Genomic DNA, 12,033 nt, shown 5'->3' on the forward strand with positions numbered 1-12,033 from the left:
CTTATTTGAAAAGACAATGAAAAATAATTAAGGATAAAGAATTTATTTTTCAGCATCTTACAAAGATAAGCATAATAACCAAGGTCAACCACAGACAAAGAAAGTGGGCATAATGTGGACATTTCTATAACCCGATTGTGGTCAGTGGGTTTAGCCTTACTGCATCACTTAAATGGTCAGGCGCAAGGTGCGCATAAGTCATAGTTTGCTTAATGTCACCATGCCCCAAAATATCACGCAATGTGAGTATATCCCCACCGCCCATAATGAAGTGACTAGCAAAGGTGTGCCGTAAAACGTGCGCCTTTTGTCCTTTTGGTAAGTCTAAATCTAACTCCTCCATAATATCGTATAGCTCTTGCTGCGGGTCGTAACTAAACACCTTAGTACCTTTCTTTGGGTAGATTCGATTATACAACTCTTCACTTATTGGTACTGTGCGGGGCTTGTCCGTCTTGGTGTTGGTAAAGCGGATTCTATAAGGTGATAAGTTACTTGTTTTTAGTGTAACTGTTTCGCGCCACCTTGAACCAGTTGCCAGACAAACTGCAACTATCTTGCTCAACTCTTCATTTGATTCAACCGCTAGAAGCAAATCAACGATTTGACGCTTATCTAAGTAAGTCATTTCCGGTTGTTTCACCGTTGGCAACTTCAAGCCTTTAATGGGGTTCGCCCCGATGTAATCACCGGAATCAATCAGCACTGAAAAAACGTTACTAAGGGATTTAGCTAGCCGCCTAATGGTTGCTGGTTTTTGCCCTTTCTCTAGGCGCACTTGCACCCAATCAGATAATAGTTTGGTGGTTATTTTGTTTGCCGCGGGGTCGCCCAACTCACGGCAAATGAGCTGGAGCTTTTGCATATAGTTGTCAGAGGTTCGTTTAAACTGCCCTGCTTTTTTCCACCACAAATCTATTAACTCAGATAGGTGTCGCCTATCCTCTGGTAAACCTAACCATTCCTTATTATGAGCAGTGGCTAGAATGTGTTTTTCATACGCTAGAGCCTCTGCTTTTTTGCTGAACTTGCGTCTAAACCTTTTACCGTTTCGCCCTGCGGGTCGAATGTCAACAAGCCAGCTTTCACCGTCTTTTTTAACACTCATATCACCGCCTTCATTACTGTAGTGACAACCTTGCCAATGATTTTAAAGTTACGCCCGTTGTTGTGGTTAATCTCAAATGACTCATGTTTAGGGTTGTCAGATATGACATTGTAAATGCCCTTGGCAATATTCCAATTCAGGCGCTTAATGTAGACAGCATCATCAATGCGGATAACGTAAACACCATCTTTGGCAGGGTGCGGAGTCTCTCGAATATCAACCAATACACGGTCTTTATCTGAGACAGTGGGGTGCATCGAGTTACCATCCACAAATATCACTGAGCAATAGCTTTCTTTCAGTCCGTACTCATGCAGCAATGCCACCGGAATGCTAAAAACGCCTATCTGAAATTCTGATTGAACCAAGGTTCCCGCCCCTGCTGCTGCATGTACATCGTAAACAGGCAATCTAGCCCAATCCTCATAATCACTGAGAGGAACAATTTTAGATACATTGCTAGGTTCTGGCTGCTGTCTCGCGAGTTCCAATCCGTTGACTCTCAACCTTTCAATAACTTCCTTTGCATTCCTTAAATCTTGTTCTGTGCCGTACTTCTCAATTAGAAGCTTTTGGACATCTTCATGAAAGTTAGAGATATGATACTCAACAGCACTGCCGCGCCCCATTGCTTTTCTCTTTAACCAATTGTTTCTATGGGCATTAGTGTTAATACCCTGCCTTGTGTTCGGCATTCCATCAATCTCAATTAACTCAACACCCCTAAACCATTCTTTCATTTTCCTTCTCCGACTCTATTGACAAAACTTTCCCTTTTAACCTAGCATAAAGGAACTCTAAGGAAGCCACTTAGCAATTAAGTGGTAATAAAGGTTAATGATAGGTGAATTTATGGAAACAGAAAACATAATGACAGTTAATTACGCGCCATTTGTGACACCTGAGAAGTATGCAGAGCTAACAGGTCAGACAGTCGCAGCCGTTAACGGTCAAATTAAAAACGGCAAATTGCCCCTACTGCGCCGCGAAAGAAAAGAGCGCGGGCGCAACTACATCAATATGCACGCCTTGGCTGTTTATGCAGAAGAGCAAGCAGACCAGTACCAAGACTGGAAAGCGGCAATTTAAGGGGGAGCACATGAAAACACCTATTCACTCAATCAATATTGATTTATCACACTCGAGCGAAGCTCAAGAACTCTTAATGATTATTAAAGGTCGCTTGAGTTGGTTAAGCCCTAGCTCACCAGAGTTTCAGTTTTTGCACCCAATCTACAAACAGCTACAACAAGACGTGGAGCTGTTAGAGAGCTTAGAGGTGTAGACATGCAGGTTTCCGACCCAATTCACCTACCCTGTCCAGATATGGCGGGCATGGTAGACCCAGACCCAGAGAAGCTAAAACGCTCTCGACTTCTACTTCAGAAGCTACGTGAAAAGCATGGTTTGAATAAGCGCAAGCCTAACCGTCAATTAAGCGTTAATGCGCTTGAGTGGGAGAATCAATAATGGACTTTTCTATATTTTTGTTCTGTTCCGTAGCTCTTGGCTTAGGGGCTAAATCGATGTTTGATGTGGTGTGCCGCTGCATTTTTGCAGGTGGGGTGTTTGCTGGATTTATGCAAATAGGGGTGTTTGCATGAGCACACACATTTCAATTCAATCTATCCGAGCTTGTACCAAGTGCGACAGTAGCGCGGTTTTCTGTGAGTCCACCCTCGACGACACGCCGCGTTATTTCGTGCTTTGCAATGACTGTGGTTTTGAGGGTTCAGAGGCAGCTAACGCTCAAGCCGCTATCGACCTTTGGAACAACCCGCCAACCGTTAAATCTGTTAGACGTTACAAGGAATATTAAGTGTATACGTTGTTTGCTCGTGAGTTTATGCCCCGCCTACCTCGCATTGTTCAAGATGATGTGAGGTTTCAGGTTTCCCGTCGTAAACGCCGCACCAATGCCACACATGAGAACATTGAGCGATTCACCAATGATGCGGTGAAACATGCGCTTAAGTGGTCGCCGTACATTGAGGACAAATACAGCTTTGTGGATGAGCGTAGTAGCGCACCAGAAAGGCAGCGTTTTCACAGTGGCGCACGTAACTCTATCGAGCTAAATCATAGCGTGCTGATGTGTGATGAAGCACTAGAGCACTTAGCTAACAACCTAGCGGAAATGTTTACCCGCCAGATTCAAATGATTGAAATTGAAGAGGGCGAGAGAGCTTACCTTGATGCGTTAGAAACGGCATTTTATGGCATTCGTGAAGATATGAAGCGTTTGTATATCAAAGCCCCTCAAATCAAGAAAAAACACGAAACCATTCAAGATGCAGAGCGCGAGCTAGAGCGTGCTATTCGCCGTTGTTTAGACGTCAATTATCTAGTGCGTAAGTTTAAGTTTCTTCGTACTCAGTACATCGAGTATTCACAAATTGCTTTGGGGCGCGTTGGTGGCGGTAAAGGTCAGCGCAAATACGTATCGAGTCGCTCTTATGCCCGTTGGGAAAAGAAGCAAATCGAGGCAGAGCAATTTGTAAATTCTATGTCGGTGCTTAGTGAAGAGTCAGGGCAAGCTTTTGACCTTGCAGAAGTAGTTAAACGCACCACGGCTAACCCAGAAAACCGCCGTATTGAGTTGGTTGTGCGTAGTCGCGGTGATGAAGAGCGCGCTATTGAGCTTGGTTATGAGGGTTTATTTGTTAACTGGACGCTACCAAGTAAGTATCACCGCAATTCTGATAAGTGGAACGGCTGCACGCCAAAAGAAGCCCACGAAGTCATGATGGAAAAGTGGAAGCTGGCACGCGCTTGGTTCAAAAAGCCAAAGATTGATATTCAATGGTTTGGGCTACGTGTGGCAGAGCCTCACAAGGACGGCACACCTCACGCCCACATGTTTTTGTATGTGCGACCAGACCAGAAACAAGATCTCATAGACATCATTGAGGGCATAGCGACAGAAGAGGATAAAGACGAGCTAATCATTGACGGTAAGCTCGATATTACACCTCGTATCACTATCAAAGCCTGTGACCCTGCCTTGGGTACGGCTACGGGCTACATCATTAAATACATTTCTAAGAACATCAACGGCGCACACATGCCAGAGGGTGACGCAAAACAAACGGCACTTTCTGCAACTGCGTGGGCGCGCATTCACCGAATCAAACAGTTTTCACAATCTGGCTCTCCATCAGTGGCTTATGGCGTCAATTGCGCCGCGCCAATGCAATGGATACGGCATTTGATGAAGAGCTAGAAGCCTTGCGCGACCATGCGGACAACTCGCGTTGGAAAGGGTTCTGTGAACTTGGATTCAAGGCAAAGCTTGCCTATGAAGAGAAATTCAACCAGTACGGAGACAAAGTAAAGCGCGTTATTGGTATCGACTGGCTAGGTAAGGTTATCGAAACCTGTAGCGAGCACTTTAGTTTGGTCAAAACGAAAGACGTAAAGCGTCGCGCTCTTGACCTTAAGAGAGGCGGAGCCTCTCCTTGGAGCACTGAAAATAAGTGTAACCAAGTCGAAAAATCAACGATTTCACCACTTGAGCAAGCCTTGATGGACGTGACCGGATGGAGCGTTAAAGGGGTTCAATGTTTGCTCAAACCTCTATCATTGGGGGCAACCGTCCCCGTCGACAAATACACCTCGTTGCGACTTCGAAACGGGCGATTAATGACTACATAGTAAGGAATCCAATGGAACAAAAGACTCTACAAACCGAAACCACACGACTGTTAAACGAGATGGATTCGGAATCGCAAGCCTATAAGCCGCCTATGGGGTTTGGGTTTGTTAAGCCTTGGCTGACCAAAACGGTTTGGCTATTTAAGGCATTTAATCAACGTCTAAACGCACTGGAAAAGGAGCGCGGCTAATGGAAAAAGAGATTTTAGGCTATATCACTTGCCGTACCTGCATGACGCCAAAGGCAATCATGCAGGGTTCGGGTAAACGTGAGAAGTATGTTTATGGTCGCTGTGAGTGCGGAGTAGATAACCGCACTGGTTCAGCGGCACAAAGCAAAATGAAAGGGTTTAAATCTTTGGCTGATATTGAGCTTGAGATTGAAACCATCAAAAACGGCAAACCAAAGCTCAACGAGCCAAAACCGGAACCACAAACAGAGCCAAAGCCCGTTGTGAATCAACCACAACCGGATAGTGAACCAAAGCCAATGGGAACGGCGGCGTGTGTGGGCATTGGTGCGGTAGCGGGTTTTGTATTGGGTGGTGTATTTAAAGTGTTAAAGGCGGTGGCGTAATGGACGAGCAAGTATTAGAAAACAATCAAATGGATGTGGAAGAAATCGAGCAGCTAGAGCAGCACAGCGAGTTAGACGAAAAGGCATTATTAGCAGAGCTTAACGGTGACGACTTCGACCCAGAAAGCGTAGTTAAGCGCAAAGACCCTAAACAAGCGGCAGCACTGGCGGCAGGTAAACAGACCGCTATCGTTGTGCTTGGTGTGGTTGAGCAAGGGCTAAAAATGTTCGGTCACAAGGCGTTTGAGTTTGACCCAGAGGGTGCGGAGGGTGTCGCGGAAGCGGCTGCACCTTTGTTTGTGAAATATAACGGTGAGTTGCCGCCTTGGTTGGCTGAATACAAGGAGGAAATCACTTTTGTTGGTGCGGCGGGTGCGCTTGGTTTTACCTCTGTACAGCAAATCAAAGCCCTTAAAGCCTTTGATAGAGCCAAAGAGATTGAGCAAATGGAAAGTGAACCAGAGGCAACGGAGGAAGCACAATAAATGCAACCTATTAACCCAAACAATGCCCTTAAAAATGGTCATGTCTTTGCGGTTGGGATGAGTGGCAGCGGCAAAACGTCCGCTGCTAAAAAACTCTTTATCAAGGCGACTGACCAAGTCGCCATTTTTGACCCGATGGGCGACTATACCGGAAAGCTGGCGGGGCGTGTGGTGCGTGGCTATTCCGACATTAAAGAGTTCGCCGCCGCACTGATTGCAGGACGCAAGACCAAACAAGGCTTTAAGATTGCCTATCAACCCACTCATGAAACCACAACCAAGGACTTTGACAAGTTTTGTCAGGTGGCTTGGGCTATGGGCAATGGTAAGCACAATAAACCGCTTAAAATCATCTGTGAGGAAGTGGCAGAGCACAGCGAAAACGCGGGCAAGGCAACAGGCTACCACGGCAAGATATTGCGCTTAGGGCGTAAGTTTAACCTGCATACCATTAACCTGTTTCAGCGTGGGCAAGAGGTATCCAAGACCATCATTGATAACTGTCAGCGGGCGTGTGTGATGATGCAAAAGACCAAAGCCAGTGCCATTTATTTGGAAAAAATGACCGGAATCCCTGCCAATGACATTGACCAACTCAACCCGCTTGAGTACCTGCTGCAAGATGGAAAGCAGTTCGAAAAGGGGGTAATTCGCTGGTAATTTGTGAGCCAAGTCAAATTTATTGGCAATCCATTCACAATAACTATTAGGAATCGATTGTGAATCCCTTGCTTAAGTAAAAGCCGTCCAATGTTGGGCGGTTTTTTATTTGGAGCAAACAAAACATGAAACTAGATGCGAAGAACATCGGCATTATCGCGGGTATCGCGGCAATTGTCGCGGCGGGCGTGGTTTGGGCATCAAACAACGTTGATGCTATTGAAGACACAATCGGTTAAGGAGTCGTTACATGAATTCAGTAATGAAGCTTAATTCGTTTACGGGTATTGGTTGGGGCGAAAAGGCAACCATGACCCTGTCTACTGGTCCGGTTTATGAGGAAATCTTCCTTGAAACCAACCTAACGCCTGAGCAAATCAAGCGCGTTTCTATCACGCTGAACGCGGATGAAATCATCATCCTAGACGGCGCATTGATGAAAGCTCTTGAAGCTTACAAAGGTATGCCGTCAATTGATGGTTTCTACCACATCCCACTGGCTGACATTACCGCCAAGACTAAAAACGGTATGCGCTACACAGCTCTAGTGACTGAGCAAGGCGATAACATCACGCTAGAAGTGGAAATCGTTGATAAGCCAGCGGCAGACTCACCGGATGTGCAACTAAAAGGTCACGCTACAGTATCCCCTGCGCAACCTGCGCGAATCGTTGTACCAATGATTCAAAAGCAGACCATGCAAGCAGGTTCAACGGAAAACGAATTCCTAGATCTAAAAAGTGGTCCACTGGTTCACGTTCGCCGTTTGCACTTTATGAGCGGTGAAGTGAATGGGCTAGAGATTCACAAAGACTATGTGAAGCTTTACGACTCAACACGCGCCGTTGAAACCATGCGCGCCAAACGTAATAAACGTTTCTGGCAAGCGGGCGTTTTCCACTTTGACCCAATCATGCGCGGATACTACCTAGACGAGCTATTCCCTACTTACCACAGCAATGAACTCAAGCTCACTGTGAAAACGGATTCAGCAGTTGGCACGATTCCAATCGTTGTTGAATCGGTCAAGGTGGTACGTCCTGACCTCATCCAGTAAGGGGGTGATATGTCTTTATGGGATGACCTAAGTAATTTTGGTTCCGGTGTGCTCGATAGCGTGGGTGAAGGTTTTGACAGCTTAGTCAAAACCGCCACAACCGCAGAGCAGCAAACCGTGAACGCGGGAACCACAGAACAGACGGTGAAACAGGCAGACGACCACGGCAACAAGGTCACGCCATTACCGCAAGAAAAGGAAGATAAAACGCTTCTTTATGCGGGTTTGGGTGTCGGGGCTTTCTTGGGTGTCGGTCTACTCATCGTCTTAGCCAAAAAGTAAGGGGGACTTATGCCATTGGTATGGGTTGCCCTTGCCGCTGGCGGCGTGGGTTTGGTGGGGGTTTCTTTGCGGGTTCAACCGCATCGAAAGCCCTTAAGTTAGCCGCTCTCGGGGGCGGCGGTTATATCGCTTACAAAGTGATTAAGGGGGGCAAATGATTCCGGCTATTGGTGGTGGTCTATCCGCTGGCGGCTCAATGCCTATCAGCGCGGGCGGTGGCTCGGCTGGTCCTAGCGAAGCCAACGGGACTAACTCTATTGGGGGTATCCGTAACGGCGCAATCAACTTTGGTGGTAGCGGTTGGCAGCAACTAGCAAGCAACTTGCCGTTAATCGTGCTTGGGCTTGGTGTGGTATGGGCGGTGACAAGAAAATGAAATTCAATTTGATTCGACCTAACCGCCCTGACCTATCGGCTCAATTTAAGCTGATTAAACGCGCTTTCAATGGTGTTGATAACGCCAAGGCAGAGTTTGAGTTTTGCTGTGATGCAGTCATTAGCAAACGGGCAAGCCTGTATCACTTGTTTAGCCGCAAACAGGGCGTATCACTACGCTTTGTGGGCTACGTGACCAGTGACAATGACTACTTGATTTTGGCAATGACAGGCAAGGGCTTACTGAAAGGTGCGCCCGCCATTATTGAGGCGGTTAAGTCTCAAGGCTATCGCTCTATCAAGTATCACACGGTGCGTGCGGGTATGACTCGAATCCTTAAAGGGTTTGGGTTCGTGTTAACAGGCAAGTCAGAGCATGACTCTGTACTGTCTTTGAATTTGGAGGGTTGCTAATGGGCGGCGGCGGTTCAAGTTCAAGTGCGAATACCACGGAAACCACAAATACCAACGGCACAAGCGCGGTAAGCGGTGACAACCTTGGTGTGATGATTTCGGGCGTTAACGGCAATATCGGCAGTGTCACTATGACTGACCACGGCTCAACCAAAGCGGCTGAAAATATCGCTAAGGAAGCCATTGCCAGTAACACGGAAGCCATGAAACAAGCGGGCAATCTTGGTTCAGAGGCATTGAAAGCCAATGAAAAAGCCGTTGAGCACTCGCTTAACTTTGGTGAGAAGTCATTAGACGCGGTATCACAAACCAATTCAGAAGCGATTGAAGCCGTGAAAGCCCTAGCAGCGCAAAGCAGTGAAAACACGCGCACTGCGCTCAAGGTGGCAGAAATGGCAAAAACCCATGAGCAAACAGGCACAGCCCCGCAAATGACGAAAGTTGCGTTAGGTGTGTCGGGTGCGCTCGCGGTGGGTATGGTGGCTTTAGCCTGGAGTAAGAAATAATGGAATTACAACCAGACAAGCAAACCCCAATTTCGGTAGGTGGCAAGGGTAAATACTTGATTGTGCGCTCGACCAGCGCACCTGTCTTTATCGGTGCTGACAACCTGCGACCACAACGACTTGAATCGGGTGACCGAATCAATGTCTCTGAGTTCGATAAGATGTTTTTAGAACACAAAGAGTCACAGACAGTGACCTTTGATTATCAAATCTCAGACCTTGAGGTAAGACCCGCCTCAACCAGTGGTCTAGTGGTTCAGCGCATCATTGAACCTATTGAGTTTTCCGCAACGGTGAGTGTTGCAGACGGGCTGAAAGTCGAACCGCTTTCACCCGCCGCAATGACCACAACGCCAGATATTGAAATTGCACCTAATGCCAAGGTGAAAATCTGCAATAGCGGATTTCGTAAAGTGTCAATTCAAGTCATTAGTGATGAGGTGACGACCTTGCGCGTGGGTGATTTCAATATCGCGTCTAATCGCGGATTAATGGTGATGGGGAGTAAGCACGCAACAGGCTCTCTATCGTTGGAATTCACAGGTGAGCTGTATGCGGTCAATACCAGTACTTCAACCGCTCGCCTATCGGTTGTGGGGGTGAATTAATGCAAGTCATTAACCCATTTTTTAACACGCAAACCACGATTTCAGACGTTGACCAACTGGCAGACCGCCTGTTGGCACTGTCTGATAAAGACGCTCAGTTGATTAGTGACATTTTGAGTCTCACAGAAAATGACACCTCAATGCTCACAACGATTAATCAACAAGCATCAACCATTACTCAGCAAAGCAATGACATTGCCAAGCTGAAAACAGACGTAAGCAACGCGCAAGCCCTTGCCAGTGCAAGCAGTGAAAACCTATTGATTAACCCTCGCGGCAAAATTAATCAAGCCAATGAGTCAGACGGCGTATTGGCTGCGGGTGTGTATTTCTGTGACGGCTGGAAAGCGGGCGCAAACGGTGCGGAAGTGTATCGAGACGTGGACGGCTTCCGCTTGGTGAGCGGTTCGATTGTTCAGCTTGTGCCAAACAACGTTGAACCGAATCAAACCCTACGCGGCAACCTGACCACGGTCAGCGGTACGCCACAAATCAAAATCAATGGCGGTACGGATTCAGCGCAAAGCGACAGCGCGGAATACATCCAGTTTGAGGTAAGCGGCGATAACTCCAAGTTTACAAAATTGGTGTTGGCTGAAAGTGCAGAGTTGCCAATCTATCGGCAGCAAGCGGACGAGTTGACAGCATGTTTAAGTCAGTTAAGAGAATTTGCCGTTACTGGGCGACAAAACTCTGATGGTGGGACTCATAAGGAATTTATTGACTTCAACCCAATGATTTCAAACCCAGCAGTTATATTTGTATATAACTACGCAGATGTACTAAGCGCACAATCAGTCTCAAGAACTAGGGTTTTCTTTGCCTCTCAAGGTGGTTATGCAGGAGCTATGGAGGCGTCAGGTTTCTTAGACGCTCGACCATAAGGAATTGACCAATGAAATACGCGAATCCAGAAAACACGGCAGTTATCTGTAATCACCCTGTTAGCGGTGAGCAATGGACAGTGCCACGCGGTCACCGTTTTTGGTCTGAGTTCGGAATTGACCTTGCAGAGCAGGAAAACCGAATTGCAGACGCTGACCCACAACCTCAACTAGAGCAGGTGCAGTAATGCGCCCGCTCTCCATCAAATTACTAGGACTGACAGGTATATGCCTGTTAGGAGGTTTAATTTATATGGAACGAAAAACAATCTCAAAGTGGGCGCTTTCAGCCCGCAGTGAAGCGCGAATGATGGGCGTACACCCTGACTTAAAAGCCGTGGTTAGACGTGCGATTGAACTATCGCCGTTTGACTTTGGCATTACATCAGGCAAGCGCACAGCAGAAGAGCAAAACGCGCTATTCAAGAAAGGCGCAAGCCAACTAGACGGATATTCAAAACTTAGCCGTCACCAAACAGGTCACGCGGTGGATTTTGTCGTCTATGACGAAGACGGCAAAGTAACGTGGGGCTTTAGCTACTACGAGCAAGTGAGCTGGGCGTTTAAGCAAGCAGCCCGCGAGCTAAAAGTCAAAATCGTTTGGGGCGGTGATTGGGTATCATTTCGAGATGGTCCACACATCGAACTAGACAAGGTGGTTTACCGATGATTGACAAAGGTGACGCGAAGAAAATCGCCGTCACCGTTGTTGGTGCGGTGGTAGCGGCTTACACAATTAAATTCTTAAAGACACAAGGTTGGCTATGATTGGACTGATTACCTCCCTTTTCAGTGAGGGAGTGGGATACTTCAAGCGAAAGCAGGAAGCAAAGCACAAAGCGCAAGAGCGTGACGACCAGCTAGAGCAAGCTAAGTTAGACGCGCAAATCAAACGACTACAATCCGGTGATGATTCAGCGGCTAAACTGGACGAACTCAGCATCAAGCAGCGCGGCTGGAAAGATGAATATCTATTGATTCTGACCACTTTACCGCTAGGGTTATCGTTTATCCCTGATTGGGCGCACATCGTTGATGCGGGTTTTGCTGCATTGGACGGTGTACCAGAATACTACTGGTATGCACTAGGGATGATTTACGTTGATACGTTCGGTTTTCGCCGCATGGTCAGGGTAGCGTTTGAGCATTGGCTACAAAAACGGTTCGGGGGTGTGAATGGTTGATTACCAAACACTGCTAGTCTTTGCGGTTAGCTCTCTGTGCTCTGGTGTGGGCGTTGGGGTAACGCTTAAGACGGATGTTAAGTGGCTGCGATTAATGCTCGAAAAGATGGACGAGCGAGTAACACGGCTCGAAAATGGCAACTAAGTAAAAGGCTCGCATAATCGCGAGCCTTTTTGTTGTGGTCACAATCGGGACATCAACTTAATTAAGTAATTTAAATACAACAACTTAATCAAAC

The 12,033-nt window shown here is 47.0% G+C and carries 22 protein-coding genes and 1 pseudogene; 21 read left to right on the forward strand and 2 right to left on the reverse strand.

Going from position 1 to position 12,033, the window contains the following annotated elements; genetic code table 11:
• Positions 1-124: 124 nt before the first annotated feature.
• Positions 125-1,108 (reverse strand): phage integrase, encoded by a 984-nt coding sequence (locus BLO31_RS08680; RefSeq protein ID WP_070964707.1) that lies wholly within the window; start codon positions 1,106-1,108, stop codon positions 125-127.
• A complete protein-coding gene (locus tag BLO31_RS08685) occupies positions 1,105-1,848 on the reverse strand; it encodes a helix-turn-helix domain-containing protein (protein WP_070964710.1) in 744 nt (247 codons plus the stop codon). Before BLO31_RS08685 ends, BLO31_RS08680 begins: the two co-directional genes overlap by 4 nt.
• A 112-nt stretch (positions 1,849-1,960) precedes the next feature.
• Between BLO31_RS08685 and BLO31_RS08690 the strand changes: the two genes are divergently transcribed.
• From BLO31_RS08690 to BLO31_RS23780, 21 genes and pseudogenes are all read left to right on the forward strand, one after another.
• Positions 1,961-2,197, forward strand: coding sequence for a regulatory phage cox family protein (locus tag BLO31_RS08690; RefSeq protein ID WP_245688441.1), 237 nt, complete (start codon positions 1,961-1,963; stop codon positions 2,195-2,197).
• Between the two features lie 10 nt (positions 2,198-2,207).
• On the forward strand, positions 2,208-2,393 hold the full coding sequence (locus tag BLO31_RS08695; RefSeq protein WP_070964717.1) for a hypothetical protein: 186 nt from the start codon (positions 2,208-2,210) through the stop codon (positions 2,391-2,393).
• 2 nt (positions 2,394-2,395) lie between these two features.
• The gene (locus BLO31_RS08700) at positions 2,396-2,578 is read left to right on the forward strand and encodes a hypothetical protein (RefSeq protein WP_070964720.1); all 183 of its coding nucleotides are present in this window, start codon (positions 2,396-2,398) and stop codon (positions 2,576-2,578) included.
• Positions 2,578-2,712: a hypothetical protein gene (locus BLO31_RS24840; protein ID WP_281182238.1), complete on the forward strand. Its 135-nt coding sequence runs from the start codon at positions 2,578-2,580 to the stop codon at positions 2,710-2,712. Before BLO31_RS08700 ends, BLO31_RS24840 begins: the two co-directional genes overlap by 1 nt.
• Complete coding sequence (locus BLO31_RS08705; RefSeq protein ID WP_070964725.1) at positions 2,709-2,927, forward strand: hypothetical protein; 219 nt, start codon at positions 2,709-2,711, stop codon at positions 2,925-2,927. Before BLO31_RS24840 ends, BLO31_RS08705 begins: the two co-directional genes overlap by 4 nt.
• Positions 2,928-4,762, forward strand: a pseudogene (locus BLO31_RS08710) (replication endonuclease).
• Positions 4,763-4,773: 11 nt separating this feature from the next.
• A complete protein-coding gene (locus BLO31_RS08715; protein ID WP_050937701.1) occupies positions 4,774-4,953 on the forward strand; it encodes a hypothetical protein in 180 nt (59 codons plus the stop codon).
• Positions 4,953-5,339: a hypothetical protein gene (locus tag BLO31_RS08720; RefSeq protein ID WP_070964729.1), complete on the forward strand. Its 387-nt coding sequence runs from the start codon at positions 4,953-4,955 to the stop codon at positions 5,337-5,339. The genes BLO31_RS08715 and BLO31_RS08720 overlap by 1 nt, the downstream gene beginning before the upstream one ends.
• Positions 5,339-5,824: a hypothetical protein gene (locus tag BLO31_RS08725; protein ID WP_070964732.1), complete on the forward strand. Its 486-nt coding sequence runs from the start codon at positions 5,339-5,341 to the stop codon at positions 5,822-5,824. The genes BLO31_RS08720 and BLO31_RS08725 overlap by 1 nt, the downstream gene beginning before the upstream one ends.
• Positions 5,825-6,484, forward strand: coding sequence for a type IV secretory system conjugative DNA transfer family protein (locus BLO31_RS08730; RefSeq protein WP_069667865.1), 660 nt, complete (start codon positions 5,825-5,827; stop codon positions 6,482-6,484).
• 250 nt (positions 6,485-6,734) lie between these two features.
• A complete protein-coding gene (locus BLO31_RS08735; protein WP_069667866.1) occupies positions 6,735-7,541 on the forward strand; it encodes a major capsid protein P2 in 807 nt (268 codons plus the stop codon).
• Between the two features lie 9 nt (positions 7,542-7,550).
• Entirely contained in the window at positions 7,551-7,823 is a 273-nt protein-coding gene (locus tag BLO31_RS08740; protein WP_070964737.1) for a hypothetical protein, read from the forward strand.
• Positions 7,824-7,977: 154 nt separating this feature from the next.
• Positions 7,978-8,199, forward strand: a complete 222-nt coding sequence (locus BLO31_RS08745; RefSeq protein ID WP_069667868.1) for a hypothetical protein — start codon at positions 7,978-7,980, stop codon at positions 8,197-8,199.
• Positions 8,196-8,612: a hypothetical protein gene (locus BLO31_RS08750; RefSeq protein ID WP_070964755.1), complete on the forward strand. Its 417-nt coding sequence runs from the start codon at positions 8,196-8,198 to the stop codon at positions 8,610-8,612. Before BLO31_RS08745 ends, BLO31_RS08750 begins: the two co-directional genes overlap by 4 nt.
• Complete coding sequence (locus tag BLO31_RS08755; RefSeq protein WP_070964740.1) at positions 8,612-9,118, forward strand: hypothetical protein; 507 nt, start codon at positions 8,612-8,614, stop codon at positions 9,116-9,118. The genes BLO31_RS08750 and BLO31_RS08755 overlap by 1 nt, the downstream gene beginning before the upstream one ends.
• The gene (locus BLO31_RS08760) at positions 9,118-9,726 is read left to right on the forward strand and encodes a hypothetical protein (protein WP_070964743.1); all 609 of its coding nucleotides are present in this window, start codon (positions 9,118-9,120) and stop codon (positions 9,724-9,726) included. Before BLO31_RS08755 ends, BLO31_RS08760 begins: the two co-directional genes overlap by 1 nt.
• Positions 9,726-10,610 (forward strand): hypothetical protein, encoded by an 885-nt coding sequence (locus BLO31_RS08765; RefSeq protein ID WP_070964748.1) that lies wholly within the window; start codon positions 9,726-9,728, stop codon positions 10,608-10,610. Before BLO31_RS08760 ends, BLO31_RS08765 begins: the two co-directional genes overlap by 1 nt.
• An 11-nt stretch (positions 10,611-10,621) precedes the next feature.
• The gene (locus BLO31_RS23775; protein ID WP_175443192.1) at positions 10,622-10,798 is read left to right on the forward strand and encodes a hypothetical protein; all 177 of its coding nucleotides are present in this window, start codon (positions 10,622-10,624) and stop codon (positions 10,796-10,798) included.
• 65 nt (positions 10,799-10,863) lie between these two features.
• The gene (locus tag BLO31_RS08770; RefSeq protein WP_070964751.1) at positions 10,864-11,280 is read left to right on the forward strand and encodes a M15 family metallopeptidase; all 417 of its coding nucleotides are present in this window, start codon (positions 10,864-10,866) and stop codon (positions 11,278-11,280) included.
• A gap of 94 nt (positions 11,281-11,374) precedes the next feature.
• On the forward strand, positions 11,375-11,794 hold the full coding sequence (locus tag BLO31_RS08775) for a hypothetical protein (RefSeq protein WP_069667872.1): 420 nt from the start codon (positions 11,375-11,377) through the stop codon (positions 11,792-11,794).
• Positions 11,787-11,939: a hypothetical protein gene (locus BLO31_RS23780; protein ID WP_162860704.1), complete on the forward strand. Its 153-nt coding sequence runs from the start codon at positions 11,787-11,789 to the stop codon at positions 11,937-11,939. Before BLO31_RS08775 ends, BLO31_RS23780 begins: the two co-directional genes overlap by 8 nt.
• Positions 11,940-12,033: the final 94 nt, after the last annotated feature.

The organism is Vibrio sonorensis (assembly GCF_001854765.1).
In the GTDB taxonomy this organism is placed as follows: domain Bacteria; phylum Pseudomonadota; class Gammaproteobacteria; order Enterobacterales; family Vibrionaceae; genus Vibrio; species Vibrio sonorensis.

Excerpts from the sequence above, each read along its gene's own strand:
- BLO31_RS08680 (WP_070964707.1), bottom strand. The coding sequence starts at position 1,108 with ATGAGTGTTAAAAAAGACGGTGAAAGCTGGCTTGTTGACATTCGACCC.
- BLO31_RS08685 (WP_070964710.1), bottom strand. The coding sequence starts at position 1,848 with ATGAAAGAATGGTTTAGGGGTGTTGAGTTAATTGAGATTGATGGAATG.
- BLO31_RS08690 (WP_245688441.1), top strand. The coding sequence starts at position 1,961 with ATGGAAACAGAAAACATAATGACAGTTAATTACGCGCCATTTGTGACA.
- BLO31_RS08695 (WP_070964717.1), top strand. The coding sequence starts at position 2,208 with ATGAAAACACCTATTCACTCAATCAATATTGATTTATCACACTCGAGC.
- BLO31_RS08700 (WP_070964720.1), top strand. The coding sequence starts at position 2,396 with ATGCAGGTTTCCGACCCAATTCACCTACCCTGTCCAGATATGGCGGGC.
- BLO31_RS24840 (WP_281182238.1), top strand. The coding sequence starts at position 2,578 with ATGGACTTTTCTATATTTTTGTTCTGTTCCGTAGCTCTTGGCTTAGGG.
- BLO31_RS08705 (WP_070964725.1), top strand. The coding sequence starts at position 2,709 with ATGAGCACACACATTTCAATTCAATCTATCCGAGCTTGTACCAAGTGC.
- BLO31_RS08715 (WP_050937701.1), top strand. The coding sequence starts at position 4,774 with ATGGAACAAAAGACTCTACAAACCGAAACCACACGACTGTTAAACGAG.
- BLO31_RS08720 (WP_070964729.1), top strand. The coding sequence starts at position 4,953 with ATGGAAAAAGAGATTTTAGGCTATATCACTTGCCGTACCTGCATGACG.
- BLO31_RS08725 (WP_070964732.1), top strand. The coding sequence starts at position 5,339 with ATGGACGAGCAAGTATTAGAAAACAATCAAATGGATGTGGAAGAAATC.
- BLO31_RS08730 (WP_069667865.1), top strand. The coding sequence starts at position 5,825 with ATGCAACCTATTAACCCAAACAATGCCCTTAAAAATGGTCATGTCTTT.
- BLO31_RS08735 (WP_069667866.1), top strand. The coding sequence starts at position 6,735 with ATGAATTCAGTAATGAAGCTTAATTCGTTTACGGGTATTGGTTGGGGC.
- BLO31_RS08740 (WP_070964737.1), top strand. The coding sequence starts at position 7,551 with ATGTCTTTATGGGATGACCTAAGTAATTTTGGTTCCGGTGTGCTCGAT.
- BLO31_RS08745 (WP_069667868.1), top strand. The coding sequence starts at position 7,978 with ATGATTCCGGCTATTGGTGGTGGTCTATCCGCTGGCGGCTCAATGCCT.
- BLO31_RS08750 (WP_070964755.1), top strand. The coding sequence starts at position 8,196 with ATGAAATTCAATTTGATTCGACCTAACCGCCCTGACCTATCGGCTCAA.
- BLO31_RS08755 (WP_070964740.1), top strand. The coding sequence starts at position 8,612 with ATGGGCGGCGGCGGTTCAAGTTCAAGTGCGAATACCACGGAAACCACA.
- BLO31_RS08760 (WP_070964743.1), top strand. The coding sequence starts at position 9,118 with ATGGAATTACAACCAGACAAGCAAACCCCAATTTCGGTAGGTGGCAAG.
- BLO31_RS08765 (WP_070964748.1), top strand. The coding sequence starts at position 9,726 with ATGCAAGTCATTAACCCATTTTTTAACACGCAAACCACGATTTCAGAC.
- BLO31_RS23775 (WP_175443192.1), top strand. The coding sequence starts at position 10,622 with ATGAAATACGCGAATCCAGAAAACACGGCAGTTATCTGTAATCACCCT.
- BLO31_RS08770 (WP_070964751.1), top strand. The coding sequence starts at position 10,864 with ATGGAACGAAAAACAATCTCAAAGTGGGCGCTTTCAGCCCGCAGTGAA.
- BLO31_RS08775 (WP_069667872.1), top strand. The coding sequence starts at position 11,375 with ATGATTGGACTGATTACCTCCCTTTTCAGTGAGGGAGTGGGATACTTC.
- BLO31_RS23780 (WP_162860704.1), top strand. The coding sequence starts at position 11,787 with ATGGTTGATTACCAAACACTGCTAGTCTTTGCGGTTAGCTCTCTGTGC.